Source organism: Brevundimonas sp. ABV4_179, from assembly GCF_056311945.1.
Genome location: NZ_CM149976.1, coordinates 147283 through 171076, shown reverse-complemented (window position 1 = coordinate 171076; position 23794 = coordinate 147283). Strand labels below are relative to the sequence as shown.

Genomic DNA, 23794 nt, shown 5'->3' with positions numbered 1-23794 from the left:
GAAAAGCCCGGAAATGTTGATCCCCAACATTGCCAAGGTTGGGGTCGGGCGTTCGAATCGCCTCGCCCGCTCCATGTCGGGACGCAAATAAAAACGGGTCTGGCCAGTCGGTCAGGCCCGTTTTTGCGTTTGGCCCGCACGCGATGACGACGGAGACGGGCGTGGCGGTTCTGAGATTGGTGCTGGGCGACCAGCTGTCGGACGATCTGAGCGCGCTGGACGGGCTGGACCCGGCCGCCGACACCCTTCTGATGGCCGAGGTGCGCGACGAGGCGACCTATGTCCGCCACCACAAGCAGAAGATCGCCCTGATCTTCGCCGCCATGCGAAACCACGCCGAGCGTCTGAGGGCCAGGGGGCTGACGGTGCGATACGTCGCCATCGACGATCCCGACAACACCGGCTCCATCACCGGCGAACTGGCCCGCGCGCTGGACGGCGGGAGTTTCGACGCCGTGGCCATGACCGAATGCGGCGAGTGGCGGCTGGCCGAGCATCTGGCCGCCTTCGCCCGAGGGGCGGGGCTGCCGGTCGAAATCCGGCCCGACAGCCGCTTCCTCTGCTCACACGACAGGTTCCGGCGCTGGGCCTCGGGCAAGTCGCAGCTGCGGATGGAGTTCTTCTATCGCGAGATGCGCCGGGCGACCGGGCTTCTGATGAACGGCGATCGGCCTGAGGGCGGGCGCTGGAACTATGACGCCGAGAACCGCAAAAAGCTGGCGCGCGGTGTGACGCCGCCCGACCGTCTGCGCACCCCGCCCAACGCCGTGGCGCGCCAGGCGATGGCGGATGTGGAGCGGCTGTTTCCCGACCATTTCGGCGCGCTGGACGGCTTCGGCTGGCCCACCACGGTCGAGGAGGCGCAGACGGTTCTGAACGACTTCCTGCGCACCGTCCTGCCCGGCTTCGGCGACTGGCAGGATGCGATGGCGGAGGGCCAGCCGTGGATGTGGCACGGGCTCATCTCGACCTCGATCAACCTGGGCCTGCTGGACCCCCTGGACGTTTGTAGCCGAGCGGAAGGCGTCTATCGCGCGGGCGCCGCGCCGCTGAACGCTGTGGAGGGCTTCATCCGTCAAATCCTGGGGTGGCGCGAGTTCGTGCGCGGCGTCTACTGGCTGAAGGCGCCGGAATATCGGGTGCGGAACTTCCTGGACGCGGATCGCGAACTGCCTTGGTTCTACTGGTCGGGCGAGACGGACATGGCCTGCGTCGCCGATGTGGTGAAGACCACGCGCGACAACGCCTACGCCCACCATATCCAGCGGCTGATGGTGGCGGGCAACCTGGCCCTGCTGCTGGGGGTGCATCCCGACGCCGTCGACGACTGGTATCTGTGCGTCTACGCCGACGCCTACGAATGGGTGGAGATGCCCAATACGCGGGGCATGGCCCTGTTCGCGGACGGCGGGATCGTGGGGTCCAAACCCTATGCGGCGTCCGGCGCCTATATCGACCGGATGAGCGACTATTGCGGGGTCTGCCGCTATGACGTGAAGAGCAAGAGCGGCGACGCCGCCTGTCCGTTCAACCGGCTGTACTGGGGCTTTCTCGAGCGCAACCGCCACCGGCTGCGCGACAATATCCGCTTGGCCATGCCCTACAAGGCGCTGGACGGCTTCGGCGAGGCCAAGCGCGCGGCCCTGGCGGCCGAGGCGGAGGCCTGCCGCACCCTGCTGGGCGCGACGCCGATCGGGTGAGATCGGAACCTGGACCGGGGGGACGGGATTTGCTTGGCTGTTGCGCCAACCGTCCAAGAGGCCGTCTCGTGTTCCTGCCCCGTCGTTCCGCTCTGATCCTGACCGCCGCCGTGGCGGCCTCGGCCCTGTCGGCCTGCGCCTATAACGAGGCGTTGGGGCGCAATCAGTTTCTGCTGGTGGACAATGCCGCCCTGTCGCAGCAGTCGACGCAGGCGTGGCGCGAGGCCATCGCCAAGCCCGGCGTGATGACCACGGGCGCCCAGGTGGACCGGATCCGGCGCGTGGGCGACCGGCTGGTGCAGGCGGCGGGTCTGGGGAACCGGACCTGGGACTATGCGGTCTTCACCGAGGCCAGCCCCAACGCCTTCGTCCTGCCGTCAGGCCAGATCGGGGTGACGACCAGCCTGCTGTCCCTGGTCCAGAACGACGATCAGCTGGCCAGCGTGATCGGTCATGAAATCGGCCACGTCGTCGCCAACCACGCCGCAGAACGGGCGTCCAGCCAGACCGCCACCAGCATCGGCCTGGCGGCGGTCGGGGGCGCGGCGGGACGCTATGGCGATGCGGTCAACGCCTATGGCGGGCTGGCGGCGCAGTATGGTCTGCTGCTGCCCTATTCGCGTCGGGACGAGTTGGAGGCGGACCGGCTGGGCGTCGATTATATGGCCGGGGCGGGGTTCCGGCCCTCGCAGGCCGTGGCCCTGTGGCGGCTGATGGCGGCGCAGCGACAGACCCAGACGCCGCAGTTCGCCTCGACCCATCCGTCGGACGCGACCCGGATCGAGATGCTGCAGCAATATATCGCCAGCCGCGGCTGGAACTGATCAGACGCGGATGTCGAGGTAGGAGCCGGGACGCAGGATGCGCGGCTCCTCGCGCTGAGGTGCTGCAGGCGGCGCCTCCACCGGGCGCGCCGGGTTGGCGGTGCGGATCGCGGACATGACGGCGGCGGCAGGTGTCGGGGCCGGGGCTGGGGCGGGCTGAGGCGCGGAGGCCTGGCTCATGGCGGCGCGGAAGAAGGCCGCCTGGGCGTTTCGCGCGCTGGGCAGATCGAGGCCCTGGGCGGGCGTGTTCAACGGCAGATCGGGGCGAATCGCGCTCATGCCGACATGGTTAACGCATAGGGTCGAAAAAGGGTTAACGCAGCCTCATCGCCGGGTCGGCGCGGGGCGCGCGGGAGCCTGCATGGAGGCGACCAGCCTGTCGATGTCGGCGTCGTCCAGCAGGGGGCCGGACTGTTTGGCGGTGATGCGGCCCAGGGCGTCGACGGCGAAGGTCTCGGGCACGCCGGAAATGCCAAGGTCCAGACCCGCGCGGCCCTCCCGGTCCACCAGAACCATCGCATAGGGATCGCCCATCTCGTCCAGGAAGGCGCGGGTGGCGACCGGCTCGTCCTTGTAGGCGACGCCGACGACGGCGACGCCTCGCGCCTTCAGCGCCAGAAGCTTGGGATGTTCGATTCGGCAGGGGGCGCACCAGGAGGCGAAAACATTGACCAGCATGGGCTTGCCCACCCCGGCGGTCCTCAGGTCCAGGTTGCCCGGACCTGCCTGATCGCCCGACAGCAGGGGCAGGACGGTCTCAGGCACGGCTTGGCCGACCAGGGCGTCGGGCTTGAAGGCGGGGTCGCGCTTCAGCGACCAGCCGATGAACAGGACCGCCAGCGCCGCCAGCACCGCCAGCGGGATCAGGGCCAGCCAGCGGTTCACGGGCGAAGCCCTGTTTCTTTTGGCCCTATCGCGCTTGGCGCTACTTGAGGGCGAGCCGCCTCATCGGCGGCTATATCCAGGCTTTGGAGTTCGCGCTTCCATTTGCGCGAGGCGGTCACGGCGCGGACGGTCAGGGCGCTCAGGACCAGGGCGCTGATCCCCCAGGCGGGCCAGACGAAGGCGGCGTAGGGGGCCATGTCGAGGTCGAGCATCGGTTAAGCCTCCTGGGCCAGACGGGCGCGCAGGGTCATGACGCGGCGGCGGCGAATCTCGGTGCGGATCGCCGTCAGCCACAGGGCCAGGAACAGCACCCCATAGGCCGCCAGCATGGTCAGGAAGGGCGGCAGATAGACGGGATCGAGGCCCGACGATCCGGGGGTCAGGAAGCTGGCGGGCTGATGCAGGGTGTTCCACCAGTCGACCGAAAACTTCACGATCGGCAGGTTGATCAGGCCGACCAGACCGAGGACGGCCGCGGCGCGGCCGGCCTTATGCTCGTCATCGATGGAGGCCCTCAGCGCCATATAGCCGAGGTAGAAGAGGAACAGCACCAGAACGCTGGTCAGTCGGGCATCCCACACCCACCAGGTTCCCCACATCGGCTGGCCCCACAGTGAGCCGGTAATCAGGGCCAGCGCCGTGAAGGCCGCGCCCGGCAGGGCGGCGGCGCGAGCGGCGGCGTCGGCCAGGGCGTGCCGAAAGACCAGGGCGAAAAAGCTGGACACGCCCAGGGCCGCATAGGCGCCCAGGCCGAGGGTCGCGGCGGGGACGTGGACGAACATGATCCGCACCGTGTCGCCCTGCTGATAATCGGCCGGGACGGAGAAGCTGAGCCAGGCGCCGACGCCCAGCAGCACGGCGGCGAGCCCCCACAGGACGGGTGTCAAAGGGCCGGTGAAGGCCATGAAGCGCTGCGGATTGGACAGGCCGAACATCGGTTCAGCGCTTACGCGGCGAAGGGACGACGGGCAAGCTCACCCTTGCGCGTTCCGAACGGCGGCCGCCCCTGCGAAGGGCGCGACGACGGCGGCGAACAGGACGTAGGCGCAGAGCAGGGCGAGGGCCGGTCCGACAGACTGGCCCGAAGCCGCGCGTTCCAGCGCTCCGGCGCCGAAGACGACCGGCGGGATGAACAGCGGCAGGACCACCACGGCGATCAGCAGGCCGCCGCGCCTGGCGCCCAGGGCGAGGGCGGCGCCCAGGGCCCCGGTGAAGGCGAAGCCTGCTCCTCCGATCAGAGCGGTCAGGGCGACGAGCGGCGTCAGCGACACGGGCAGGCCAAGGGCCAGGGCGGCGACGGGGGCGGTCAGGGCCAGGGGCAGGCCGACCGCGATCCATTGGGCCAGGGCCTTGGTCAACACGACCTGCTCCAGCGCCAGATGGCCGAGCGCGAGCAGGTCCAGCGCACCGTCCTCCAGATCGCGCTCGAACAGCCGCTCCAGCGACAGAAGGGAGGCCAAGGCCAGGGCCAACCAGGCGACGCCGCCCGCGACAGGGCCGAGGGTGCGCGGATCGCCGCCGGCCGCAAGCGGCAGGATGGCGGTCAGACAGGCGAAGAAGCCGCAGGCCAGGAGCGGCCCGCCGCCCCCGCCCCAGGCCAGGTCCAGTTCGCGTTCCAGCAGGACGCGGGTTGCGCCCCGCAGGCCGGGCGGGCGGGGTTCGTGATCGTCGGTCGGGCGGCTCATGCCAGCCCCCCCAGGTCCAGGCTGCGCGAGGGCAGGGGCAGGGGGTCGTGGACGGCGGCGACGATCAGACCGTCGGCGTCCAGGTGGCGCTGCATCTGTTCGGCGAAGGCCGTGCGCCAGCGGGCGTCCAGCGGCGCCATGGGCTCGTCCAGCAGCCACAGGGCGCGCGGCGATCCGACCAGGCGGCCCATGGCCAGACGGCGGCGCTGGCCGGCGGACAGGCGGCGGACCTCGAGGTCCAGCAGGGGCGAAAGGCCGAACGCCTGCGCGGCGTGATCGACGCCGTACTGGGTGTGGCCCAGCCAGTCGCACTGGAAGCCCAGTTCCTGGCGCGCCGTGCGCCCCCCTTTCAGCCCGTCCAGATGGCCGAGAAAATGGGTCTCGCGGCCTCGCGCCTGTCGCTCGTCCAGCGAATTGCCGTCGCCGTCGTGGAAGGCGACGGTTCCGGCGTCGGGGCGCAGCAGGCCGGCGATGGCGCGAAGCAGGCTGGTCTTTCCCGCCCCGTTGGCGCCCGTCAGGGCCAGCACTTCGCCGGCGCGCAGGGTGAGATCGAGCCCGTGGAACAGCCGCCGCTCGCCGCGCGAGACGGTCAGGCCGGAAAGGGTGAGGGTGTGGATCATGGCGGGCCCTTCCTCCTCGCGCCGGGAAGGGTGGTCGCGCAGCGACCGGGTGGGGGCGACCCGGCAGGGGCGCACTCCCAGACGCGAGGCGGATCGGCCATGCGGCGGGCCGCCGCCCCCATCCGACCTCGCTGGGCTCCGCCACCCTCCGTGGCGCGGGGAGGGTGGCGGAGGCGCGCGAATCTGCGAACCTTTCTCAATGTCCTCGTCGTGGGTGTGGACACATGGACGGTCGGTTCAGGCGGGGCTATAGGCACGGTCGCCGCAGCAGGCTTTCGCCGCGCGCGCAGGGGCCCTGTGAGCCGCTGCGTCTGTCGCGCGAAGGCGCAACCGGATTGTCGGGCGGCGCTGACCAGAGGAACTCTCCATGCCGTCGATCGACAGCTTCAAGACCCGCCAGGACCTTTCCGTCGGGCGTAAGAAATACGCCTATTACAGCCTTCCCGCCGCCGAGGAAGCAGGGCTTTCCGGGATTTCCCGCCTGCCGCGCTCGATGAAGGTGCTGCTGGAGAACCTGCTGCGCAACGAGGACGGGGTCTCCGTCACCGAGGACGACCTGAAGGCCGTCGCCGCCTGGGTCGAGAACAAGGGCTCGGTCGAGCACGAAATCGCCTTCCGTCCGGCCCGCGTGCTGATGCAGGACTTCACCGGCGTTCCCGCCGTGGTCGACCTGGCCGCCATGCGCGACGCCATGAGCGCCCTGGGCGCCGACGCCGCCAAGATCAACCCGCTGGTGCCGGTCGATCTGGTCATCGACCACTCGGTCATGGTCGACAACTTCGGCACGTCGAAAGCCTTCGGTCAGAACGTCGAGCGTGAATACGAGCGCAACATCGAGCGCTACAACTTCCTGCGCTGGGGCTCTTCGGCCTTCAACAACTTCCGCGTCGTGCCCCCCGGCACCGGCATCTGCCACCAGGTGAACCTGGAGAACCTGGCCCAGACCGTCTGGACCCTGGACGAAGGCAAGAAGACCGTCGCCTATCCCGACACCGTCGTCGGCACCGACAGCCACACCACCATGATCAACGGTCTGGCCGTCCTGGGCTGGGGCGTCGGCGGCATCGAGGCCGAGGCCGCCATGCTGGGCCAGCCGATCCCGATGCTGATCCCCGAGGTCATCGGCTTCAAGCTGACCGGCCGTCTGCCGGAAGGCGCGACCGCCACCGACCTGGTGCTGACCGTCACCCAGATGCTGCGCAAGAAGGGCGTGGTCGGCAAGTTCGTCGAGTTCTTCGGCGACGCCCTGCCGAACATGACGATCGAGGACCAAGCGACCATCGCCAACATGGCCCCGGAATACGGCGCCACCTGTGGCTTCTTCCCCGTCTCGGCCGCCACCATCGGCTATCTGACCGCCACGGGCCGCGACAAGGCGCGTGTCGCCCTGGTCGAAGCCTACGCCAAGGCGCAAGGCCTGTGGATCGACGAGACGAGCGAAGACCCGGTCTTCTCCGACGTGCTGGAACTGGACATCTCGACCGTCGTGCCGTCGCTGGCGGGTCCGAAGCGTCCGCAGGATCGCGTCGAGCTGACCACCGCCGCCTCTTCGTTCGAAACCGCCCTGAGCGAGGTGTTCAACCGCCCGTCCGACGCCCCCCGCGCCGACGTGGAAGGCGAGAAGTTCTCGGTCGGCGACGGCGACGTGGTCATCGCGGCCATCACCTCCTGCACCAACACCTCCAACCCGTCGGTGCTGATCGCCGCCGGCCTGGTGGCGCGCAAGGCCAATGCGCTGGGCCTGAAGGCCAAGCCGTGGGTCAAGACCTCGCTGGCGCCGGGATCGCAGGTGGTCACCGACTATCTGACCGACGCCGGTCTGCAGAAGGACCTGGACGCCCTGGGCTTCAACCTGGTCGGCTATGGCTGCACCACCTGCATCGGCAACTCGGGCCCGCTGGACCCGGCGATTTCCAAGGCGATCAACGACAACGCCCTGGTCGCCACCAGCGTCCTGTCGGGCAACCGCAACTTCGAAGGTCGCGTGAACCCGGACGTCCAGGCCAACTATCTGGCCTCGCCGCCGCTGGTCGTGGCCTATGCCATCGCCGGTTCGATGCGGATCGACATCACCAAGGACCCGATCGGTCAGGACAAGAAGGGCAATGACGTCTTCCTGAAGGACGTCTGGCCGACCGCGCAGGAAATCTCGGACATCCAGCGCAAGTCCGTCACCCCGGCCATGTTCGCCAAACGCTACAAGGACGTGTTCAAGGGCGACAAGCACTGGCAGGCGATCAAGGTCACCGGCGGCCAGACCTATGAGTGGGACGACAAGTCGACCTATGTCGCCAACCCGCCCTATTTCGAAGGTCTGTCGATGGAGCTGACGCCGGTTCAGGACATCGTGGAAGCGCGCGTCCTGGCCATCTTCGGCGACTCGATCACCACCGACCACATCAGCCCGGCCGGTTCGATCAAGAAGACCTCGCCCGCCGGCGTCTATCTGACCAACCACGGCGTCGAGGCGGCCGAGTTCAACAGCTACGGCGCCCGTCGCGGCAACCACGAAGTCATGATGCGCGGCACCTTCGCCAACATCCGCATCAAGAACCGCATCACGCCCGACATCGAAGGCGGCGTGACCAAACACTTCCCGTCGGGCGACACCATGTCGATCTATGACGCGGCCATGCGTTACCAGTCGGAAGGCCGTCCTCTGGTCGTCTTCGCCGGCAAGGAATACGGCACCGGCTCGTCGCGCGACTGGGCGGCCAAGGGCACCAACCTGCTGGGCGTCCGCGCCGTCATCGCCGAAAGCTTCGAGCGCATCCACCGTTCGAATCTGGTCGGCATGGGCGTGGTGCCGCTGCAGTTCAAGCAGGACGGCTGGCAGAAGCTGGGCCTGACGGGCGAAGAGATCGTCACCATCCGCGGACTGACCGACGCCAACATCGGCAAGCTGAAGCCGCGTCAGGACCTGTGGGTCGAACTGTTCCGTCCGTCGGACGGCAAGATGGCCCGCTTCCCGGTTCGTTGCCGCATCGATAACCAGACCGAGCTGGACTATCTGCGCGCAGGCGGCGTCATGCCCTACGTCCTGCGCAACCTGGCCCGCGGCCCCGAAACCGAAGCGCCGATCGCCGCCGAGTAATCGACACGCCGATCTGGCGTAGAAGATCGCCTGTCGTCACCCGAAGGTCGCAAGACCTTCGGGTGATTGCGTTTCAGGCGCGCGCATCGCACGGCTGCTGCGTGGAAATTCGGTCGAGACGTGCGGAGAAGTCAGCCATGGCGTGGCAAAGGGCCGCCATCTGCACGCAGGCCTCGCTCAGCGCGGGCGACGGCTCGTCAAACGATCGCGCCAGCCATTCAGCGGCCAGAGACTCGAAATTCTTCCGATCCATGTCTGCCTGATCCGTTTGGAATACCAATGTCGTCTAACATGCACGGGTTGTGCCATCGACGCATTTCCCTTGCCAGTTGTTTAATCCAGCGTCAGGGCCTCGGCCAGAAGTCGGGCCTCGGCCGCGCGGCTGGAGCCGGCGCGCCAGGCGACCACGATCTCGCGGCGGGGCGGGGCCCCGTCGGCCTGATTCTCGAAGGCGCGGATGGCGACGGACGGGTTGTCGGCGAGACCCGCCTGCACCGCCATCTTGGGCAGGAAGGAGACGCCCAGCCCTGATCCGACCATCTGGACCAGGGTATGCAGGCTGGTGGCGGCGAAGACGTCGTCGCCGCGCGGCGCCTCGATGTCCAGCGCCGCCAGGGCGTGGTCGCGCAGGCAATGGCCGTCTTCCAGCAGGATCAGGTCCTCAGCCCGCAGCGAGCCGGGGCCGATGGGGCCGGGCGCGGCCAGGGCGTGGTCGGCGGGGGCGGCGGCCATGATCTCATCGTCGCCGATACGGGCGTGGGCGATGCCGGGGGCGTCATAGGGCAGGGCGATGACGGCGGCGTCGATCTGACCGGCCTTCAGCGCCGCGATCAGGCGGGGCGTCAGGTCTTCGCGGATGAAAAGCTTCAGGCTGGGGTAGGCGGCCTTCACCGACGGCAGTTTGGCGGGCAACAGGAAGGGCGCGACAGTCGGGATGACGCCAAGCCGGAAGCGGCCGGACAGCAGCCGGCCAGCGTTCTTGGCCGCTTCGACCAGGTCCTCGGTGCGGGCCAGCACGTCCTCGGCCCGGCGCACGGCCTCGGCCCCCACGGCTGTCATGATGACCGCCCCGCGCGCCCGCTCGACCACCGGCGCGCCCAGAATACGCTCCAGTTCCTGGACCCCGGCGCTGAGGGCGGGCTGGCTGACGTGGGCGGCCTCGGCGGCGCGCGAGAAACTACCGTGTTCGGCCAAAAGCTCGAGATACTGAAGCTGTCGCAGGGTGGGGAGCATAGGTGCGACATAGGGTCAGTCTATGAACAAATCAAAGATAATCGATTTGATCTATTTTCTGGCCTGGCCCCAAATGCCCCTGGGATCACCAGGGGCAATGCCGCGCAACGCCGCGCCGCCGTCCCGTCCACTCCGGAGAGACGACCATGAGCGACGAAGCCAAATGCCCCTTCTCGGGCCGCACGACAGAATCCGTCGCAGGCGGCGGGACGCAGAACCGCGACTGGTGGCCCGGGCATCTGCGCACCGATCTGCTGAACCAGCATTCGTCGCGGTCCAACCCGCTGGGGCAGGACTTCAGCTATGCCGAGGCGTTCAAGACGCTGGATTATGAGGCGCTGAAGGCCGATCTGCGCAAGCTGATGACGGATTCGCAGGACTGGTGGCCCGCCGACTTCGGTCATTACGGGCCGCAGTTCATCCGCATGGCCTGGCATAGCGCCGGCACCTATCGCGTCGGCGACGGCCGCGGCGGCGGCGGACGCGGCCAGCAGCGGTTCGCGCCGCTGAACTCCTGGCCCGACAACGTCAACATCGACAAGTCGCGCCGCCTGCTGTGGCCGATCAAGCAGAAATACGGCCAGGCCATTTCCTGGGCCGACCTGTTGATCCTGACCGGCAATGTGGCGCTGGAGACCATGGGTTTCCGCACCTTCGGCTTCGCCGGCGGACGCGAGGATGTCTGGGAGCCCGATCAGGACGTCTATTGGGGGCGCGAGACCACCTGGCTGGGCGGCGACCTGCGCTACGCCCACGGTTCGCATGGGGTGGACAAGCCGGCCGACGAGGCCGTGCTGGTCTTGGACGACGACGCGGACGGCCATGAGCATTCGCGCGATCTGGAGAACCCGCTGGCGGCTGTGCAGATGGGGCTGATCTACGTCAACCCGGAAGGACCGGACGGCAATCCCGACCCGCTGGCGGCGGCGCACGACATTCGCGACACCTTCAAGCGGATGGCCATGGACGACGAGGAGACGGTGGCCCTGATTGCGGGCGGCCATACCTTCGGCAAAACGCACGGCGCCGGGCCGGCCGATCATGTCGGACCCGAACCGGAGGCGGACGGTCTGGAGGCGCAAGGGCTGGGCTGGACCTCCAGCTTCGGCTCGGGCAAGGCCGGCGACGCCATCACCAGCGGGCTGGAAGTCACCTGGACCCAGACGCCGGCCCAGTGGAGCAACTTCTTCTTCGAGAACCTTTTCGGCTTCGAATGGGAGCTGGAGAAGTCGCCGGCCGGGGCGCACCAGTGGGTGGCCAAGGATGCGGGCGAGATCATTCCCGACGCCCACGATCCATCGAAAAAGAAGCGGCCGACCATGCTGACGACCGATCTGTCGCTGCGGTTCGACCCCGAATACGAAAAGATCTCGCGCCGCTTCCTGCACAATCCGCAAGCCTTCGCCGAAGCCTTCGCGCGGGCCTGGTTCAAGCTGACGCACCGCGATCTGGGGCCGCGCTCGCGTTATATGGGGCCGGAAATCCCGCGCGAGGAGCTGATCTGGCAGGACCCGATCCCGGCGGTGGATCATCCGCTGATCGATGCGGCGGACGCGGCCGATCTGAAGGCGCGGATCGCCGAGACGGACCTCAGCCCGGCTGAACTGGTCGCGACCGCCTGGGCCTCGGCCTCGACCTTCCGGGGCGGGGACAAGCGCGGCGGAGCGAACGGGGCGCGCATCCGCCTGGCCCCGCAAAAGGACTGGGCCGTCAACCAGCCCGAACTGCTGGACCGGGTGCTGAAGACGCTGGAGCGGGTGCGGTTCGCCTTCAACCAGGACCAGACGGGCGGCAAGGCCGTGTCCCTGGCCGATCTGATCGTGCTGGCCGGCAATCTGGGCGTCGAACAGGCGGCCAAGGCGGCGGGGCAGGAGGTGTCCGTGCCCTTTAATCCGGGGCGCGCCGACGCCAGTCAGGCGCAGACCGACGTCGAATCCTTCTCCTATCTGGAGCCGGCCGCCGATGGGTTCCGGAACTATCAGAAGGCGCGCTACAGCGTGCCGGCCGAGGCCCTGCTGATCGATCAGGCCCAGCGCCTGACCCTGACGGCGCCGGAGATGACGGTGCTGATCGGCGGCTTGCGCGCCATCAACATCAATACGGGTGGCGCGACGCATGGCGTGCTGACCGACCGGCCGGGCGTGCTGTCGAACGACGTCTTCGTCAACCTGCTGGACATGGACGTGAAGTGGACGGCGACCTCGGACGCCAGGGATGTGTTCGAAGGCCGCGACCGCCGCACGGGCGAGGCGAAATGGACCGGGACGCGGGTCGATCTGGTGTTCGGTTCCAACGCCGTGCTGCGCGCCCTGGCCGAGGTCTATGCCGGGGCGGACGCCCAGGCCAGGTTCACGACAGACTTCGTGGCGGCCTGGACCAAGGTGATGGAGCTGGATCGGTTCGACCTGCTCGGGTGAGCGTGATCCGGTTGCCATCGTCATTCCGGGTTCGTCCTGCGGACGCCCCCGGAATGACGGCAGATTATTTCAGCCTGATCTCGAACAGTTGCGGCCAGCGTTTGCCGGTGACGAACAGGCGTTTGCCCGCAGCGTCCCAGGCGATGCCGTTGGCGACATCGTCGTTGGGATCCAGCCCGGCGTCCTTGGGGACCAGGGCGGCAAGGTCTATGAAGGCCTTGACCACGCCGGTCTCGGGATCGATGCGCGCGATGCGGCTGTCCTGCCAAATGTTGGCGAACACCTCGCCATCGATCCATTCCAGTTCGTTGATCTGATCCAGCGGCCGGCCGTCGGCGGTCACGGAAACGCGGCCGGTCTCGGCCAAGGTGTCCGGATCGAGGAAGCGAATCTGGTCTGTGCCGTCGCTCATGATCAGCCGGCGGCCGTCGGTGGTCAGGGCCCAGCCCTCGCCCGGATAGGAGAAGCCGCCCAGGGGCGAGAAGTCGTCCAGCTTCCAGATGAAGCCAATGTGGTTGCGCCACGTCAGGCTGTAGAGCTTGCCGTTCAGCGTGGTCATGCCCTCGCCGAAATAGATGGTCGGCAGGTCGCGCTGGCGCTGCACCGCGCCCGTCTCCAGATCCACCTTGCGGATGAAGGACGGATACAGGCCGGTGCTCTCGTAAAGGGCGCCATCGTGAAAGAAGAGGCCCTCGGTGAAGGCTGTGCGGTCGTGCGGATAGGCGCGCACGACCTCATAGGACTGGACCGGAACCTCGGCGGCGGCGGGACCGAACAGACCGCCCGCCGCCAGCAGCAGGCCGGCGAAAAGACCGGCGAGGCGGGACGACGGACCGATCATGATCCTCAGCTCCGCTCGGCGGCGGCTTCGGCCTCGGCCTTGCGGGCGCGGGCTTCCGCAGCGTTCGCCTCGCTGCGGGCCAACTCGGCCTTTTCCTTCTTGGACGCGGATCGCCGACCCAGCATGTTCAACGCCTCCACCCCGGCCGAGAAGGCCATGGCGGCGTAGATGTAGCCCTTGGGAACATGGAAGCCAAAGCCGTCCGCGATCAGAACCATGCCGATCATCAGCAGGAAGCCCAGGGCCAGCATGACGACAGTCGGGTTCTTGTTGATGAAGTTGGCCAGGGGATCGGCGGCCAGCAGCATCACGGTCACGGCGACCAGAACCGCCACCACCATGATGGGCAGATGTTCGGTCATGCCCACGGCGGTCAGGATCGAGTCGATCGAGAAGACGATGTCCAGGATGATGATCTGGACGATCGCGGCCCCGGCGTTGGTGATCATGACGTCCTTCTTGTCCAGGACGTCGGGCGTGGGCGTCGGGTCCACCGTGTGGTGAATTTCCTTGGTCGCCTTCCAAACCAGGAACAGGCCGCCCGCGATCAGGATCAGATCCTTCCACGAGAATTCGTTGCCCATGACGGTGAAGACCGGCTGAACCAGTCCGACCAGCCAGGCGATGATCGACAGCAGGGCCAGACGCATGACCAGGGCCAGGCCGATGCCGATGCGCCGCACCTTGGAGCGCTGATGCTCTGGCAATTTGTTCGACAGGATGGAGATGAAGATCAGGTTGTCGATCCCGAGCACCACCTCCATCACGATGAGGGTCACCAATGCGGCCCAGGCGGCCGGATCGGAGAGAAGCGGGGTTATGCTGTCGAGCATCGGGGTTCCTGAGGGGGGTAAAAGCTTGAGCGGAAAGCGCTAGGGCCGACGCAGGTTCCGATCAAGCGGACGGGTGCGGCGTCATGGTCGCACCCCCTGCCTGCGCCTGCTGGGTCGCAGCAAATGCTAAGGCGCTGTCTCCTCCCTGCGGAGCAGAGACACGGAGGGGCTTCCGCCGCATCACAGGCGTTTGTGGGACTTCAAGAGCGCCTCCACCGCTTTGCGGTCCCTCCTCCCCATTGCATGGGAAGGAGACTTTGATCCGGCCTGCGGCATCGACGCGCCTTCACGGAATGTTGCGACTGGCGAAACCCCGTGCTATCAGGCGCCCGGCTTGAAGGGGGCGTGTTCACGGATACGGCCTCTGTCGTGCTTTCCCTAAGCATTTCAAGCTTTTGACCGTTGTGAACCTTCGCAGTCGGTCGCGACCCTGACACAACGACCTCGGACCCTAATCAGTGGCTGATGATTTCAGAACGACGGAAGTCGGCGATCGCTATGCACAGGCGCTGTTTGACCTGGCGTTGGAAACCGGCCGCCTGGACGCCGTTCGGGTCGATGTCGTCTCGCTGAAGACCGCCTGGACCGAGAGCGCCGACCTGCGCCGTCTGGCGACGTCGCCGGTCATTTCGACCGCCGATCAGGCCAAGGGTCTGGTCGCGGTGGCGACCCAGGCCAGGTTCGAGAAGAACACCGTCAACTTCCTGGGTCTGCTGGCCCAGAACGGCCGCGCCAGAGACCTGGGCGCCGTGGTCGCCGGCTTCGAGCGCCTTTACGCCAAACACGCCGGGATCGTCGCCGCAGAGGTGGTGTCGGCCCAGCCGCTGGACGCCAAGCAACTGGCCGCCATCAAGACCGCCCTGAACGCCAGCCTGGGCAAGGCGCCGGAGCTGACCACGCGGGTCGATCCGTCGATCCTGGGCGGCCTGAAGGTCAAGGTGGGGTCGAAGTTGTTCGACGCCTCGCTGAAGACCAAGCTCGACCAGATGAAATTCGCCCTCAAGCGCGCCTGAGCGTTCTGAGCCCCAAAGACTGCAGCGGGTCCGAACGGCTCGCCCCGAAGAAGACCTAGACAGAGAGATCCCATGGACATCCGCGCCGCTGAAATCTCGGCCATCCTGAAGTCGCAGATCGCCAACTTCGGCGTCGAAGCCGACGTTTCCGACGTCGGCAGCGTGCTGTCCGTCGGGGACGGCATCGCCCGCATTCACGGTCTGGACAATGTCCAGGCCGGCGAAATGGTCGAGTTCACCAAGGCCGGCGTCAAGGGCATGGCCCTGAACCTGGAACGCGACAACGTGGGCGCCGTGATCTTCGGCGCCGACGCCGCCATCGCCGAGGGCGACGACGTGCGCCGCCTGGGCGAGATCGTGGACGTGCCGGTCGGCAAGGGCCTCTTGGGCCGCGTCGTCAACCCGCTGGGCGAGCCGATCGACGGCAAGGGCCCGATCCAGTTCACCGAGCGCCGCCGCGTCGACGTCAAGGCGCCGGGCATCATCCCGCGCAAGTCGGTGCACGAGCCGATGCAGACCGGCCTGAAGGCCATCGACACCCTGATCCCCGTCGGCCGCGGCCAGCGCGAGCTGATCATCGGCGACCGTCAGGTCGGCAAGACGGCCGTCGCCGTCGACACCATCCTGAACCAGAAGAACGTCAACAAGACCGACAACGAGAGCGCCAAGCTCTACTGCATCTACGTCGCTGTCGGTCAGAAGCGTTCGACCGTGGCCCAGATCGTCAAGACGCTCGAAGAGTCCGGCGCGCTGGAATACACCATCGTCGTCGCCGCCACCGCGTCCGAGCCGGCCCCGCTGCAGTTCTTGGCCCCGTTCGCCGGCACCGCCATGGGCGAGTTCTTCCGCGACAACGGCATGCACGCCCTGATCGTCTATGACGACCTGTCTAAACAGGCCGTGGCCTATCGCCAAATGTCGCTGCTGCTGCGCCGTCCGCCCGGCCGTGAAGCCTATCCGGGCGACGTCTTCTATCTGCACAGCCGCCTCCTGGAGCGTTCGGCCAAGCTGAACGAGGACTATGGTTCGGGCTCCATGACCGCCCTGCCGATCATCGAGACCCAGGCCAACGACGTGTCGGCCTACATCCCGACCAATGTGATCTCGATCACCGACGGCCAGATCTTCCTGGAATCGGACCTGTTCTATCAGGGCATCCGCCCGGCCGTGAACGTCGGCATCTCGGTGTCGCGCGTGGGCTCGTCGGCCCAGACCAAGGCGATGAAGAAGGTCGCCGGCACCATCAAGGGCGAGCTGGCCCAGTATCGTGAAATGGCCGCCTTCGCCAAGTTCGGTTCGGACCTGGACGCCTCGACCCAGAAGCTGCTGGCGCGCGGCGCCCGCCTGACCGAGCTGCTGAAGCAGCCGCAGTATTCGCCGCTGGCGATGGAAGAGCAGGTCGTCTCGGTTTACGCCGGCACGCGCGGCTATATCGACGGCATCGCCGTGGGCGACGTGGGTCGTTTCGAGAAGGAACTGCTGGCGCGCATCCATGCAAACCACGCCTCGCTGCTGGAAGGCATCCGCGCCAAGAAGGACCTGACGCCCGAGCTGGAAGCCGAGCTGAAGGACATCCTGGCCGCCTTCGTGAAGACCTTCGCCTGAGTTCGACCGGATAAGCTGAGAGAGTAGCGCCGGATGGCCAGCCTAAAGGAAATGCGCAATCGGATCGGAAGCGTGAAAGCCACGCAGAAGATCACGAAAGCCATGCAGATGGTCGCCGCGGCCAAGCTGAAACGCGCCCAGGATCAGGCCGAGAGCGCCCGTCCCTATGCGCAGAAGATGGCCTCGGTCATCGCCAACCTGGCCGCCGGCGTGTCGGGCTCCGACGCGCCGCGCCTGCTGGCGGGCACGGGCGGCGATCAGCGTCACCTGATCGTGGTGGCCACGGCGGACAAGGGTCTGGCGGGCGGCTTCTCGACCAACGTCATCCGCGCCGCGCGCGAGCGGATCAACAGCCTGATCGCCAACGGCAAGGACGTGAAGATCATCGCCGTCGGCAAGAAGTCGCGGGACCAACTGTCGCGTCTGTATGGCGACAAGGTGATCCACACCTTCGAACTGTCGGAACACAAGACCATCGGCCTGCCTTCGGCCCAGCCGGTCGCCGAAATGATCGCCACCGCGTTCGAGGACGGTCAGGCCGACGTGGTCACCCTGTTCTACAGCCAGTTCAAGTCGGTGATCCAACAGGTCCCGACCGGCAAGCAGCTGATCCCGGCCGTGGTCGAGGGCGATGCGCAGCCGATCGACCTGAACGGCGCGGTCTATGAGTATGAGCCGTCGGAAGAGGAAATCCTGGAAACCCTGCTTCCGCGCAACCTGACGACCCAGATCCTGGCGGCTCTGTACGAGAACCAGGCGGGCTTCTTCGGGTCGCAGATGGCGGCGATGGACAACGCCACGCGCAACGCCGGCGACCTCATCAACGCCCTGACGCTGCAATACAACCGCAAGCGCCAAGCCCAGATCACCACCGAGCTGATCGAGATCATCGCCGGCGCCGAAGCCCTCTGATCCCGACCGCACAGACATTCCGACACGGACCCCAGCCATGACCGACACCGTCGCCCCCAAGAAGCCCGCCGCCCGCAAGCCCGCCGCCAAGAAGGCCGCCCCGGACGCCGCGCCCGTCAACGCCGCCGCCGCAGGCCGCATCGCCCAGGTCATCGGCGCCGTCGTCGACGTTGAGTTCGACGGCCACCTGCCGGCGATCCTGAACGCCCTGCACACCCAGAACATCGACCAGAAGACGGGCGAGCCCTTCACCCTGGTTCTGGAAGTCGCCCAGCACCTGGGTGAGAACATGGTCCGCACCATCTCGATGGACACGACCGAGGGCCTGACGCGCGGCCAGGCCGTGACCGACACCGGCGCCTCGATCCAGACCCCGGTGGGCCCGGGCGTGCTGGGCCGCATCATGAATGTCGTCGGCCAGCCGATCGACGAGGCCGGTCCGATCCAGACCACGGAATACCGCCCGATCCACCGCGAGGCTCCGACCTTCGAGGAACAGACGACCTCGTCGGAAATCCTGGTCACGGGCATCAAGGTGATCGACCTGATCTGCCCCTACACCAAGGGCGGCAAGATCGGCCTGTTCGGCGGCGCCGGTGTGGGCAAGACCGTCACCATGCAGGAACTGATCAACAACATCGCCAAGGCGTACGGCGGTTATTCGGTTCTGGCCGGCGTGGGCGAGCGCACCCGCGAAGGCAACGACCTGTATCACGAGATGATCGAGTCCAACGTGAACGTGGACCCGGCCAAGAACGACGGCTCGACCGAAGGCTCCAAGTGCGCCCTGGTCTATGGCCAGATGAACGAGCCCCCCGGCGCCCGCGCCCGCGTCGCCCTGACCGGCCTGGCCCAGGCCGAGTATTTCCGCGACGAGGAAGGCAAGGACGTTCTGCTGTTCGTCGACAACATCTTCCGCTTCACGCAAGCCGGTTCGGAAGTGTCGGCGTTGTTGGGCCGTATCCCGTCCGCCGTGGGCTATCAGCCGACGCTGGCCACCGAGATGGGCAACCTGCAAGAGCGCATCACCTCGACCAAGAAGGGCTCGATCACCTCGGTCCAGGCCATCTACGTCCCGGCCGATGACCCCACCGACCCGGCGCCGGCCGCCTCGTTCGCCCACCTGGACGCGACGACCATGCTGTCGCGTGACATCGCCGCCCAGGCCATCTTCCCCGCCGTCGATCCGCTAGACTCGACCTCGCGGATCATGGACCCGCTGGTCATCGGCGAAGAACACTATCAGGTCGCTCGTTCGGTCCAGGAAGTGCTGCAGCAGTACAAGGGCCTGAAGGACATCATCGCCATCCTGGGCATGGACGAGCTGTCGGAAGAGGACAAGCTGGTCGTGTCGCGCGCCCGCAAGATCCAGCGCTTCCTGTCGCAGCCCTTCTTCGTGGCCGAACAGTTCACCAACTCGCCCGGCAAGTTCGTCGAACTGGCCGACACGATCCGCTCGTTCAAGGGCATCGTGGCCGGTGAATACGACCATCTGCCGGAAGCCGCATTCTACATGGTCGGCGCCATCGAAGAGGCCGTCGCCAAGGCCGAGAAGATGGCGGCGGAAGCCTGATCATGGCCGGCAAGCTGAACTTCTCCCTCGTTTCGCCGGAACGCGAGGTCTTTTCGGGCCTCGTGGACCAGGTGGACGCGCCGGGCGTCGAGGGCGACTTCGGCGTGCTCCCCGACCACGCGCCCTTCATGACCGCCCTGCGCGAAGGCCTGGTCACCGTCTATAATGGCGGCGCCAAGACCCAGTATGACGTCCACGGCGGCTTCGCCGACGTGAACGGCGAGGGCCTGACCATCCTGGCCGAACAGGCCACCGAGGTCGTCGCGGGCTGATCGTCGAACGCGCATATTTCAGTTGACGAAAACGGCCCTGGCGTGATCGCGTCGGGGCCGTTTTCAATTCCTCCGAGGCGATCGTGAAGCGCATTACGACCCTGTTTGCGGTTCTGGCGGGGGTCGGCGGAATGTCCGGCTGCGCGGCCATGGTCGAGCCGAACCTGGACGCCAACGGGTGCCGGCCCGCCATGGCGATCTATCAGCCCCCGGTGCGCCTGGGCGGGGCGGGCCAGGTCATTCATATTCCGACGTCGTGTCCTTCGAGCGCGGCCTTGGAGGCGCGGATCGCGCGAGCCAACGCCCAAGCGCGGGCCGTGGCGGCGCAGGGGATTACAGAACAGGCGTCGACCAGCGCGGCTGTAGGTCCCGCGCCTACCCGTCCTGCACCGCCGCCGCCGGTCGAGCCCGTGATCGCCATATTGAACGGCGTCGACGGGTTCTGCGGCTGGTTCCTGGGCGACAAGCCCTATTCGCTGGAGGGGCTGCGCCAAGCCGCCTTCGACGCCGGCTATGGACGCGGTGCGCCGGTGCAGATGATCCCTCTGCCGGAAATGCGCGAGGCGGCGTCCTACAGCACTATGGGCTTTACTGCCATGATCGCCGATGCCCCCAGCGACAGGCACGGCATGGCCGCCTTCGTGACCTTCCACGATCCGGCTTGTCAGGTGCTGGTCTATGGCTATGCCGACGCGGCGCAGATGGCGCTGGAACGGCTGGAAAGCCTGGGCTGGAGGAAGGACGGCGGACCGATAGCCCTGCCTGAAATGACGGCGCAACGCTATCGCGGGCACGGCATGACCCTGACGGCCCACCGTCCCAGCGCGCCTGCGGAGGGGGCGCGGCTGGAGCTGATCCTGAATCTGACGCCGGGCGAAGCCTCTACGCGCGGGTTGCTGGAATAAGCGCGCCCGGCTGACAGATCGGCGGCGGGCGGCTAAGACCGGCGCATGACCGATCTTATCGACATTCACGGCGTCTGCGCGCCCGGTTTCGAGGCTGTGCGGGAGGCGTTCGCCGCCAACTTCACCGACGCGCCCGAGGGGCTGGACGAACAGGCGGCCCGGTTCAGCGTGGTGATCGAGGAGGAGACGGTCGTCGATCTGTGGGGCGGCTGGGCCGATACGGCGAAGACGACGCCGTTCACGAACACCACCCTGACCTCGGTCTTTTCGACCGGCAAGGCGGTCATGGCCCTGTTGATGGCGACGGCGGTCGAGGCGGGGCAGGTGGATTACGACCAGACGGTCGCCTCGCTGTGGCCCGCGTTCGGGGCGGCGGGGAAAGAGGACGTGACCGTGGCCCAACTGCTGAGCCACCAGTCGGGCCTGCCGGGCTTCTCAGAGGCGGTTGAACCCTCCATCTGGTTCGACGCCCAGGCCGTGGTCGAGAAGCTGGCCGCCCAGGCGCCGATGTGGGCCCCGGGAACGGCGTCCGGATACCACCCGATCACGGTCGGCTATCTGGCCAATGCAGTGTTCCGCCGGGCGACGGGCCGGACCATGGGCCACACCCTGCGCGAAGACTTTGCCAATCTGGACCTGTGGATCGGCCTGCCTGACAGCGAACATGGCCGTGTCGCGCAGATGAGAAAGCCGACGGCGGCGCCCAGCCTGGGGACCATCGACCCGATCAAACAGGCGGCCTTCCTGGACCGCGGCTCGGCGCCGGGCGGGCGCGGGTCGGTGGAGTGGCGGCGGATGGAGATTCCCTCGGCCAATTTGCACGGCACGGCGCTGGGACTGGCGAAACTGCTGGGCGTGGTCGCCAATGAGGGGCGGCTGAACGGCCGTTCGATCCTTTCGGGCCAGACGTTGGAGCAACTGACCCGCGAACGCATCCACGGTCAGGACAAGGTCCTGCCCTATGTCATCAGCTGGGCGGCGGGCCTGATGCGCAACGACGGGCTGAATGTCTTTGGCCCGAACGCGGCCTGGGGCCATTACGGCTGGGGCGGGTCGATGGCCATGGCCGATCCGTCGCAGCGCCTGTCGGCAGCCTATGTGATGACGCGGCAGTCGCCGCACCTGATCGGCGATCCGCGCCCGCGGCGCCTGCTGGAGGCGGTTTACGCTGCGCTCTAGACGGTTTCGGACAGGGCCACGGCGCGCCGCGCGGCGCGCGAGCGGTTGAGGGCGCCCAGGGCGAAGACGGCCGCGCCGGTCCAGATGAAGACGAAGGAGACGATGCGCAGCGGCGTCAGGGCCTCGCCGGTCAGGACGCCGCAGGCGAACTGCAGCGTCGGGGCCAGGAACTGGATGAAGCCGATGGTCGACAGAGGCAGGCGCCGCGCCGACCAGGCGAACAGGACCAGGGGCACCACCGTCGCCAGGCCGCTGAAAAGCGCCCAGGCCAGGCCCGTGGGCGAGGCGAAGCCGGCGGCCTGGCCATGGGTGGCCAGCCAGGCCAGGAAGACGGCGCCGATGGGCAGCAGAACGAGGCATTCGACGAAAAGGCCGGTCTGGGCCGAGGCCGGGACACGCTTTCGGATCACCGCATAGGCGCAGAAGGTGACCGCCAGCGTCAGGCCGATGATCGGCACATGACCCAGGGCCACGGTCTGGACCGCCACCCCGACGGCGGCCAGGGCGATGGCGGCGGCGCTCCAGCGGTCGATCTTCTCGCGGAACAGGACGGCGCCCGCCGCCATGTTCAGCAGGGGATTGATATAGTAGCCGAGGCTGGCCTCCAGCGTCGCGTGATGGGTGGTGGCGAAGACATAGAGGCTCCAGTTCGTGCCGATCAGCAGGGCCGACAGAGCCAGCCAGGCCAGGGTGCGCGGGCTGGCCAGCACCTGACGCGCCTCGCCCCACCGCCCGGCCATCAGCAGCACCGCTCCGGCGACGAAGACCGACCAGACCGCCCGGTGGGCCAAGATTTCGGGCGCGCCAAACCCCGCCGCCGCCATGGCCATGAACAGCAGCGGCAACAGACCCCACAGAGTGTAGCAGGCGACGGCGGTGCCGACCGCGCGGGGGTCGTTGGGGGTGGCGGATGTCATGGGCGCTTATCCTTCCACGCCTTCGCCGTCATCCTCGTGCTGGAGCCGAGGATCGGGTGATCGGCCGCTGATGCGAACGGGTAGAGCATGGACGCTTGTCAGGTCCGATCCTTGGGGCAAGCCCGAGGACGACGGTGAGTGTTGAGTTCGAAGCCGCCTACACCGTGATCGAACGATAGCCCGACGAGGACTTGATGACGCCGGTCTCGTCCAGAAGCTGGGCGATCTGGACGGCGTTCAGGGCGGCGCCCTTGCGCAGGTTGTCGGACACGACCCACAGGTTCAGGCCGTTCTCGACCGTCGGGTCCTTGCGGATGCGCGACACATAGACGGCGTGTTCGCCGGCGGCGTCGACGGGGGTGATATAGCCGTCGTGCTCCTGCTTATCGATGACCAGCACGCCCGGCGCCTCGCGCAGGATGGCGCGGGCTTCGTCTGGGGCGAGGGGGCGGTCGAACTGAATGTTCACGGCCTCGGAGTGACCGACAAAGACCGGCACGCGCACGCAGGTGACGGTGACCTGGATGTTCGGGTCCAGCATCTTGTGCGTCTCGTCCGACATCTTCTGCTCCTCGTCGGTCGAACCGTCTTCCAGGAAGGCGCCGATGTAGGGGATGACGTTGAAGGCGATCTGTTTGGGGAACTTCTTGGGACGCGCATCGCCCAGGCCGTAGATGGCCTTGGTCTGGTTCCACAGCTCGTCCATGCCTTCCTTGCCGGCGCCGGATACCGACTGATAGGTCGAGACGACCACGCGCTTGATCTTGGCCGCATCGTGCAGCGGCTTCAGCGCCGTGACCAGCTGGATGGTCGAGCAGTTGGGGTTGGCGATGATGTTCTTCTTGGTCGCGTCCTTGATGGCGTCGGGGTTCACTTCCGGCACGATCAGCGGCACGTCGGCGTCCTTGCGGAAGGCCGAGGAGTTGTCGATGACGATGGGACCGGCCTTGCCGATCTTTTCCGACCATTCCCTGGACACCGCGCCGCCGGCGGACATCAGGACGAGATCGACGGAGGAGAAGTCGAACTGTTCGATGTCCTGGCATTTGATGGTCTTGTCGCCGAAGGAGACTTCCACGCCCTTGGACTTGCGCGAGGCGATGGCGTGAATCTCATCCACGGGGAATTCGACTTCCTCCAGGATGTTCAGCATTTCGCGGCCCACATTGCCCGTGGCTCCGACGATGGCGACGCGATAACCCATTTTTGTTGGTCCTTCGGACGCGCTGACGCTCGGCTCAGCGGAGCCTTGCTGCTTGAGCGCGGTTTGGTGTGTGCTGTGCATT

At 67.2% G+C, this 23794-nt stretch carries 23 protein-coding genes; 11 read left to right on the top strand and 12 right to left on the bottom strand.

Annotation, left to right across the window (positions count from 1 at the left end; genetic code table 11):
- The first annotated feature begins 143 nt into the window (after nucleotides 1-143).
- Complete coding sequence (locus tag ACYX4P_RS00840; protein ID WP_374321931.1) at nucleotides 144-1700, top strand: cryptochrome/photolyase family protein; 1557 nt, start codon at nucleotides 144-146, stop codon at nucleotides 1698-1700.
- A 68-nt stretch (nucleotides 1701-1768) separates the two neighbouring features.
- Entirely contained in the window at nucleotides 1769-2524 is a 756-nt protein-coding gene (locus ACYX4P_RS00835; RefSeq protein ID WP_248120985.1) for a M48 family metallopeptidase, read from the top strand.
- On the opposite strand, the gene ACYX4P_RS00830 is transcribed toward ACYX4P_RS00835, so the two are convergent.
- The 6 genes from ACYX4P_RS00830 to ccmA are packed head-to-tail and all read right to left on the bottom strand — an operon-like array spanning nucleotide 2525 to nucleotide 5714.
- Nucleotides 2525-2803: a hypothetical protein gene (locus ACYX4P_RS00830; RefSeq protein ID WP_248120984.1), complete on the bottom strand. Its 279-nt coding sequence runs from the start codon at nucleotides 2801-2803 to the stop codon at nucleotides 2525-2527.
- A gap of 45 nt (nucleotides 2804-2848) precedes the next feature.
- Entirely contained in the window at nucleotides 2849-3409 is a 561-nt protein-coding gene (locus tag ACYX4P_RS00825) for a DsbE family thiol:disulfide interchange protein (RefSeq protein WP_248120982.1), read from the bottom strand.
- On the bottom strand, nucleotides 3406-3621 hold the full coding sequence (gene ccmD, locus ACYX4P_RS00820) for a heme exporter protein CcmD (RefSeq protein WP_248120980.1): 216 nt from the start codon (nucleotides 3619-3621) through the stop codon (nucleotides 3406-3408). The genes ACYX4P_RS00825 and ccmD overlap by 4 nt, the downstream gene beginning before the upstream one ends.
- A 3-nt stretch (nucleotides 3622-3624) precedes the next feature.
- Complete coding sequence (locus ACYX4P_RS00815; RefSeq protein WP_248120979.1) at nucleotides 3625-4344, bottom strand: heme ABC transporter permease; 720 nt, start codon at nucleotides 4342-4344, stop codon at nucleotides 3625-3627.
- A 39-nt stretch (nucleotides 4345-4383) separates the two neighbouring features.
- The gene (gene ccmB / locus ACYX4P_RS00810; RefSeq protein ID WP_248120978.1) at nucleotides 4384-5094 is read right to left on the bottom strand and encodes a heme exporter protein CcmB; all 711 of its coding nucleotides are present in this window, start codon (nucleotides 5092-5094) and stop codon (nucleotides 4384-4386) included.
- Nucleotides 5091-5714 (bottom strand): heme ABC exporter ATP-binding protein CcmA, encoded by a 624-nt coding sequence (gene ccmA, locus ACYX4P_RS00805; protein WP_248120976.1) that lies wholly within the window; start codon nucleotides 5712-5714, stop codon nucleotides 5091-5093. The genes ccmB and ccmA overlap by 4 nt, the downstream gene beginning before the upstream one ends.
- Nucleotides 5715-6081: 367 nt before the next feature.
- Here ccmA and acnA point away from each other — a divergent pair, with 367 nt between their 5' ends.
- The gene (acnA, locus tag ACYX4P_RS00800; RefSeq protein ID WP_248120974.1) at nucleotides 6082-8808 is read left to right on the top strand and encodes an aconitate hydratase AcnA; all 2727 of its coding nucleotides are present in this window, start codon (nucleotides 6082-6084) and stop codon (nucleotides 8806-8808) included.
- A gap of 73 nt (nucleotides 8809-8881) precedes the next feature.
- On the opposite strand, the gene ACYX4P_RS00795 is transcribed toward acnA, so the two are convergent.
- Nucleotides 8882-9061, bottom strand: coding sequence for a hypothetical protein (locus ACYX4P_RS00795; RefSeq protein WP_248120972.1), 180 nt, complete (start codon nucleotides 9059-9061; stop codon nucleotides 8882-8884).
- 80 nt (nucleotides 9062-9141) lie between these two features.
- Nucleotides 9142-10041 carry a hydrogen peroxide-inducible genes activator gene (locus ACYX4P_RS00790; protein WP_248120971.1) on the bottom strand — a complete coding sequence of 300 codons (900 nt, stop codon included), beginning with the start codon at nucleotides 10039-10041 and terminating at the stop codon, nucleotides 9142-9144.
- Nucleotides 10042-10187: 146 nt separating this feature from the next.
- Between ACYX4P_RS00790 and katG the strand changes: the two genes are divergently transcribed.
- On the top strand, nucleotides 10188-12458 hold the full coding sequence (katG, locus tag ACYX4P_RS00785) for a catalase/peroxidase HPI (protein WP_248120969.1): 2271 nt from the start codon (nucleotides 10188-10190) through the stop codon (nucleotides 12456-12458).
- Between the two features lie 64 nt (nucleotides 12459-12522).
- On the opposite strand, the gene ACYX4P_RS00780 is transcribed toward katG, so the two are convergent.
- Together ACYX4P_RS00780 and ACYX4P_RS00775 are read right to left on the bottom strand one after the other, a co-directional pair.
- Nucleotides 12523-13299: a glutaminyl-peptide cyclotransferase gene (locus tag ACYX4P_RS00780; protein WP_248120967.1), complete on the bottom strand. Its 777-nt coding sequence runs from the start codon at nucleotides 13297-13299 to the stop codon at nucleotides 12523-12525.
- Nucleotides 13300-13304: 5 nt separating this feature from the next.
- Entirely contained in the window at nucleotides 13305-14132 is an 828-nt protein-coding gene (locus tag ACYX4P_RS00775; RefSeq protein WP_248120965.1) for a TerC family protein, read from the bottom strand.
- Nucleotides 14133-14590: 458 nt separating this feature from the next.
- On the opposite strand from ACYX4P_RS00775, the gene ACYX4P_RS00770 reads away from it, so the two are divergent.
- The 7 genes from ACYX4P_RS00770 (at nucleotide 14591) to ACYX4P_RS00740 (ending at nucleotide 21591) form a co-directional block, all read left to right on the top strand.
- Nucleotides 14591-15145, top strand: a complete 555-nt coding sequence (locus ACYX4P_RS00770) for a F0F1 ATP synthase subunit delta (protein WP_248120963.1) — start codon at nucleotides 14591-14593, stop codon at nucleotides 15143-15145.
- A 72-nt stretch (nucleotides 15146-15217) separates the two neighbouring features.
- Nucleotides 15218-16750: a F0F1 ATP synthase subunit alpha gene (gene atpA / locus ACYX4P_RS00765; RefSeq protein WP_312572229.1), complete on the top strand. Its 1533-nt coding sequence runs from the start codon at nucleotides 15218-15220 to the stop codon at nucleotides 16748-16750.
- A gap of 33 nt (nucleotides 16751-16783) precedes the next feature.
- Nucleotides 16784-17662: a F0F1 ATP synthase subunit gamma gene (locus ACYX4P_RS00760; protein ID WP_248120959.1), complete on the top strand. Its 879-nt coding sequence runs from the start codon at nucleotides 16784-16786 to the stop codon at nucleotides 17660-17662.
- A 37-nt stretch (nucleotides 17663-17699) separates the two neighbouring features.
- Nucleotides 17700-19235 (top strand): F0F1 ATP synthase subunit beta, encoded by a 1536-nt coding sequence (gene atpD / locus ACYX4P_RS00755; RefSeq protein ID WP_312570855.1) that lies wholly within the window; start codon nucleotides 17700-17702, stop codon nucleotides 19233-19235.
- Between the two features lie 2 nt (nucleotides 19236-19237).
- A complete protein-coding gene (locus tag ACYX4P_RS00750; protein WP_248120957.1) occupies nucleotides 19238-19507 on the top strand; it encodes an ATP synthase F1 subunit epsilon in 270 nt (89 codons plus the stop codon).
- Between the two features lie 83 nt (nucleotides 19508-19590).
- Nucleotides 19591-20412, top strand: coding sequence for a hypothetical protein (locus ACYX4P_RS00745; protein ID WP_248120955.1), 822 nt, complete (start codon nucleotides 19591-19593; stop codon nucleotides 20410-20412).
- A gap of 45 nt (nucleotides 20413-20457) precedes the next feature.
- Nucleotides 20458-21591 (top strand): serine hydrolase domain-containing protein, encoded by a 1134-nt coding sequence (locus ACYX4P_RS00740; protein WP_248120954.1) that lies wholly within the window; start codon nucleotides 20458-20460, stop codon nucleotides 21589-21591.
- Here ACYX4P_RS00740 and rarD read toward each other — a convergent pair.
- Both rarD and ACYX4P_RS00730 read right to left on the bottom strand, forming a co-directional pair.
- Entirely contained in the window at nucleotides 21588-22508 is a 921-nt protein-coding gene (gene rarD, locus ACYX4P_RS00735) for an EamA family transporter RarD (RefSeq protein ID WP_248120952.1), read from the bottom strand. The two genes, ACYX4P_RS00740 and rarD, sit on opposite strands and share 4 nt — an antisense overlap.
- 157 nt (nucleotides 22509-22665) lie before the next feature.
- Nucleotides 22666-23712: an aspartate-semialdehyde dehydrogenase gene (locus ACYX4P_RS00730; RefSeq protein WP_248120950.1), complete on the bottom strand. Its 1047-nt coding sequence runs from the start codon at nucleotides 23710-23712 to the stop codon at nucleotides 22666-22668.
- Nucleotides 23713-23794 lie beyond the last annotated feature (82 nt).

What these genes read in the sequence shown, in the direction of transcription:
- ACYX4P_RS00815 (WP_248120979.1), bottom strand. Translation starts at nt 4,344, where the DNA reads ATGTTCGGCCTGTCCAATCCGCAGCGCTTCATGGCCTTCACCGGCCCT.
- rarD (WP_248120952.1), bottom strand. Translation starts at nt 22,508, where the DNA reads ATGACATCCGCCACCCCCAACGACCCCCGCGCGGTCGGCACCGCCGTC.
- ccmB (WP_248120978.1), bottom strand. Translation starts at nt 5,094, where the DNA reads ATGAGCCGCCCGACCGACGATCACGAACCCCGCCCGCCCGGCCTGCGG.
- ACYX4P_RS00780 (WP_248120967.1), bottom strand. Translation starts at nt 13,299, where the DNA reads ATGATCGGTCCGTCGTCCCGCCTCGCCGGTCTTTTCGCCGGCCTGCTG.
- ACYX4P_RS00790 (WP_248120971.1), bottom strand. Translation starts at nt 10,041, where the DNA reads ATGCTCCCCACCCTGCGACAGCTTCAGTATCTCGAGCTTTTGGCCGAA.
- ccmD (WP_248120980.1), bottom strand. Translation starts at nt 3,621, where the DNA reads ATGCTCGACCTCGACATGGCCCCCTACGCCGCCTTCGTCTGGCCCGCC.
- ACYX4P_RS00840 (WP_374321931.1), top strand. Translation starts at nt 144, where the DNA reads ATGACGACGGAGACGGGCGTGGCGGTTCTGAGATTGGTGCTGGGCGAC.
- atpA (WP_312572229.1), top strand. Translation starts at nt 15,218, where the DNA reads ATGGACATCCGCGCCGCTGAAATCTCGGCCATCCTGAAGTCGCAGATC.
- ACYX4P_RS00795 (WP_248120972.1), bottom strand. Translation starts at nt 9,061, where the DNA reads ATGGATCGGAAGAATTTCGAGTCTCTGGCCGCTGAATGGCTGGCGCGA.
- ACYX4P_RS00740 (WP_248120954.1), top strand. Translation starts at nt 20,458, where the DNA reads ATGACCGATCTTATCGACATTCACGGCGTCTGCGCGCCCGGTTTCGAG.
- ACYX4P_RS00775 (WP_248120965.1), bottom strand. Translation starts at nt 14,132, where the DNA reads ATGCTCGACAGCATAACCCCGCTTCTCTCCGATCCGGCCGCCTGGGCC.
- katG (WP_248120969.1), top strand. Translation starts at nt 10,188, where the DNA reads ATGAGCGACGAAGCCAAATGCCCCTTCTCGGGCCGCACGACAGAATCC.
- atpD (WP_312570855.1), top strand. Translation starts at nt 17,700, where the DNA reads ATGACCGACACCGTCGCCCCCAAGAAGCCCGCCGCCCGCAAGCCCGCC.
- ACYX4P_RS00750 (WP_248120957.1), top strand. Translation starts at nt 19,238, where the DNA reads ATGGCCGGCAAGCTGAACTTCTCCCTCGTTTCGCCGGAACGCGAGGTC.
- acnA (WP_248120974.1), top strand. Translation starts at nt 6,082, where the DNA reads ATGCCGTCGATCGACAGCTTCAAGACCCGCCAGGACCTTTCCGTCGGG.
- ACYX4P_RS00830 (WP_248120984.1), bottom strand. Translation starts at nt 2,803, where the DNA reads ATGAGCGCGATTCGCCCCGATCTGCCGTTGAACACGCCCGCCCAGGGC.
- ACYX4P_RS00760 (WP_248120959.1), top strand. Translation starts at nt 16,784, where the DNA reads ATGGCCAGCCTAAAGGAAATGCGCAATCGGATCGGAAGCGTGAAAGCC.
- ACYX4P_RS00730 (WP_248120950.1), bottom strand. Translation starts at nt 23,712, where the DNA reads ATGGGTTATCGCGTCGCCATCGTCGGAGCCACGGGCAATGTGGGCCGC.
- ccmA (WP_248120976.1), bottom strand. Translation starts at nt 5,714, where the DNA reads ATGATCCACACCCTCACCCTTTCCGGCCTGACCGTCTCGCGCGGCGAG.